General features: G+C 73.2%; 3 protein-coding genes and 1 pseudogene. 3 read left to right on the forward strand and 1 reads right to left on the reverse strand.

Features of this window, described 5'->3' with window-relative positions; genetic code table 11:
• A partial coding sequence (locus SSOG_RS19750; RefSeq protein WP_039938121.1) for a methyltransferase domain-containing protein occupies nucleotides 1-303 on the forward strand: 303 nt, incomplete at its 5' end.
• Here the strand turns inward: SSOG_RS19750 and SSOG_RS19755 are convergent.
• Nucleotides 231-1730, reverse strand: coding sequence for an alpha/beta hydrolase (locus tag SSOG_RS19755; RefSeq protein WP_009716015.1), 1500 nt, complete (start codon nucleotides 1728-1730; stop codon nucleotides 231-233). The genes SSOG_RS19750 and SSOG_RS19755 overlap by 73 nt on opposite strands.
• A 207-nt stretch (nucleotides 1731-1937) precedes the next feature.
• Here SSOG_RS19755 and SSOG_RS19760 point away from each other — a divergent pair, with 207 nt between their 5' ends.
• Both SSOG_RS19760 and SSOG_RS19765 read left to right on the forward strand, forming a co-directional pair.
• Nucleotides 1938-2525 (forward strand): AMIN-like domain-containing (lipo)protein, encoded by a 588-nt coding sequence (locus tag SSOG_RS19760; protein WP_039938122.1) that lies wholly within the window; start codon nucleotides 1938-1940, stop codon nucleotides 2523-2525.
• Nucleotides 2526-2750: 225 nt separating this feature from the next.
• A pseudogene (locus tag SSOG_RS19765) lies at nucleotides 2751-3531 on the forward strand (SDR family NAD(P)-dependent oxidoreductase).
• The last annotated feature ends 84 nt before the right edge of the window (nucleotides 3532-3615 follow it).

Genomic DNA, 3615 nt, shown 5'->3' on the forward strand with positions numbered 1-3615 from the left:
CAGACCGTCGAGGACGTCATGGACCTCGCCCTCCTCGACGAACTCACCGACCCCCGTTGGACCTCCGTCCGCCGCGCCGCCGACCTCGGCTGCGGCACCGGCCGCACCGCCACCTGGCTGCGCCGCAACGGGGTGCCCGCGATCGACGGCGTCGACCTCACCCCCGAAATGCTCGACCGCGCCCGCGCCCGTGGCGTCCACGACCGCCTCATCGAGCCGCGCGCGGCTGTTCACCGCTCTTCTGAGACCTCCGGCGCCGGGCAGGACATATCGCGCACCGGCCGTTCGCCGCGCACCAGGTAGTCCGTCACCGCGCGGTCCGCGCAAGGACTGCCGTACGGGGCCGGGACATAGGCCGCGCCATGGCCCGTGGAGTCGACGGTGACCATCCGCGCCCGGTCGCCGTAGGCGCGGCGCGAGTTGAGCGCCCCGCTGTAGGGGGTGGCGGGGTCGCGGCGGTTCTGGACGAGCAGGACGTTGGACGGGCCCCGGTCGGTGATGCGGACCGGCTTGTCCTGGGGCTTGTACGGCCAGAAGGAACACGGCGTAATGTTCACCGGCATGCCCGCGGTGAGCGGGTGGGACGCGCGACTGGCGGCGACATCACGGGCGTGACCGGGGATCGACGTCGGCCACTCCACGTCGTTGCAGAGGGTCGCGAAGGACACGGCCCCGGTGTCCTGCGGCAGATCCGGCGGGACCGCGCCGGGCACCTTGCCGTCCTCCGCGTCCTTGACGAGCCGGGCCAGCCCCTCGAACTGGCTCTGGGAGTACATGGCGGTCAGGACGCTCTGGCGGAACACATTCCCGTTCATCACGGGCGGGTTGGCGCCGTCCCACGGCAGGGGCTCGGCGTCCAGCCGGGCGGCCAGGTCGAGGACGCGGCGGCGCACCCCGGCGGGGGAGTCGGCGAGGCGGACCGGACTGCCGGGGTCCGAGGCCCACTTCGCGAAGGCGGGGAAGGTGTCCTCGGCGCCGACCGCGAAGTTGGCCAGCCAGCCGCGCCCCACCCGCGTCGGGTCCGGGTCGTCGTTGCTGTCCAGCACCCAGCGGTCGGTGCGCTCCGGGTACAGCTGCGCGTACACGGATCCCGCGTACGTCCCGTACGACCTGCCCCAGGCCGACAGTTTCCGCTCGCCGAGCGCCCGGCGGATGCTGTCGATGTCGCGCGCCTCGTTGACGGTGCTGAGGGTGGGCAGCAGGTCGCCGACGTTGCGGGCGCAGGTGTCGGCGATGCGGCGGGCGGTGGCGACGTTCTCCTTGATGGCGCCGTCGGCCGCGGGCCAGGGGCGAGTGGTGACCAGGGACCGGTCCCCGGCCGCCAGATCGCAGCTCGCGGACGTGGAGCGGCCCATTCCACGCGGGTCGAAGCCGACGAGGTCGTACGCGTCCCGCACCGACTGCGGAAGCCGCTTACCGACGGTGGACGGCCTGTTCAGGCCGGGCTCCCCGGGGCCGCCGGGGATCATCAGCAGCGTGCCGCGGCGGGCGTCCGGCCGTTCGCTGCGGATGCGGGAGACGGCGAGCGTGATCCGTTTCCCGTCCGGGTCGCCGTAGTTCAGGGGCACGTCGAGCGTGGCGCACTCCTGGCGGGCGTCGTGGCCGGTGCCCTCGCACGCTCCCCAGCTGAGTGCGCTGGTCGCCCCGGCCGGGGACACGGTGGTCAGGACGGAGGCGGTGGCGGCGACGGCGAGGGCCAGCGCGGCGGTCTTGCCGGTCATCAGTGGCATGGGGACGAGCCTGTCCGAGCCGGACGTGCGTGCCCATCCGGTCACCCGGCCGGTGGGCGCTGCGGATAACCCCACCCTTAGGGGCGGTCCCCGACCGTACCCTTTGCGACAGATTCCCCGATTTCCCTGGTTGGGGACAACCTCCGGACCCCGCCGCCCGTCAAACCTCATGCATCATCCGTCAATCGAGACACTTGGGGGTAGGACATGCGACGGTGGGGAACCTCGCTCGCCGCGATCGTGCTGGCAGGCGCCGGACTTGCGGTGACGGCCGGAACAGCGGAGGCGGCGCAGGCCACCGGTGCGGGCACGGCCGCGGCGTGCGCCACCGGCTGGGGCAGCGGCGAGAAGACGGCGCCCTCGGGCAACGCCAAGCCGCTGGAGAACATCAGGACCGGTCAGCACGAATGCTTCGACCGCATGGTCTTCGACGTGAAGGGCGCCAGCGCAGCCGACCGGGTGCGCTTCGACGCGCGCTACGTCGACGCGCTGTACCAGGACGGCTCCGGTGACCCGATCCCGGTGAACGGCGGGGCGATCCTGGACATCCGGGTGGGCGCGCCCAGCTACGACTACGAGTCGGGCCACAGCACGTACCCCGGCAAGGCCAGGCAGCAGCTGCCGGGCGTGAACGTCTCCGGCTACCAGACCTTCCGGGACACCCGCTACGGCGCCAGCTTCGAGGGCGACACCCAGGTCGGCCTCGGCGTGCGGGCCCGGCTGCCGTTCCGGGTCTTCCAGACGGACGGCAAGGTGATCGTGGACGTCGCCCACTCCTGGACCGCCGCCCGCTGAACCGCGCGTCAGCGCCCACGAACCGACCACGGGGTGCCGCATCACCTCGCGCAGATGGCGCGCGACCGGCGCCTCGTGGGACGCCCACACCCGGGCGAAGTCCTCGCCGACCAGTTCCGCGACGAACGCGCGGTAGCCCCGCGAGCACCCGCCGCGAGGGCCGCGACGCAGCCAGGTACTGACGATGCCTGGCTGGACCGCGCGGGGCGCCGCAGGCTGAGCCGTATGAACGACACGAAACCTCTCACCGGCCTTCTCACCGACAAGGTCACCCTGATCACCGGCGCCGGGCGCGGCATCGGCGCCGCCGCTGCGCGGCTCTTCGCCCGGGAGGGCGCGAAGGTGGTCCTCGCCGCACGCACCGAATCCGAACTGAAGGCCGTGGCCGAGGAGATCCGGGCGGCGGGCGGCACCGCCGACCATGTGGTGTGCGACCTGGCCGACCCGGCGAGCATCCGCGGGCGCCGTCGACACGGCGGTACGGCTGCACGGCCGCCTGGACACCGCCTTCAACAACGCGGGAGCGGTACAGACGGTGGCCCCCGTGGCCGACCTTCCGGAGGACGACTTCGACCTGGCCGTCACGGTCAACTTCAAGGGCACCTGGCTGGCCATGGCGGCCGAGATCAAGGCGATCCGCGCGACCGCGGGCAGCGGCGCGATCGTCAACAACAGCAGCGTGGGCAGCCTCATGGCCAACCCGGAGCTGCCCGCGTACGGGGCCGCCAAGCGGGCGGTCAACAGCCTGACCGAATCCGCCGCCGTCACGTACGGCCCGGAGGGCATCCGGGTCAACGCCATCGCCCCCGGCACCCATATGACCGCCATGCTCGCCTCCTGGGAGGAGCGCAGCCCGGGGATCGTGGCCCAGCTCAACGCCCGTACCCCGCTGGGTCGCGCCGCCGAACCGGAGGAGAGCGCGGAGGCCGCGGCCTGGCTGCTGAGCGACCGCGCGTCGTACGTCACGGGCGTGGTGCTGCCCGTGGACGGCGGCATGCGGGCGTGAGCGCGGCGGCATGCGCGCGAGCACGGCGGCATGCGCGCGAGCACGGCGGCATGCGCGCGAGCGCGAGCCCCGACGAGGGTCAGC

This window comes from Streptomyces himastatinicus ATCC 53653 (assembly GCF_000158915.1).
GTDB lineage: Bacteria > Actinomycetota > Actinomycetes > Streptomycetales > Streptomycetaceae > Streptomyces > Streptomyces himastatinicus.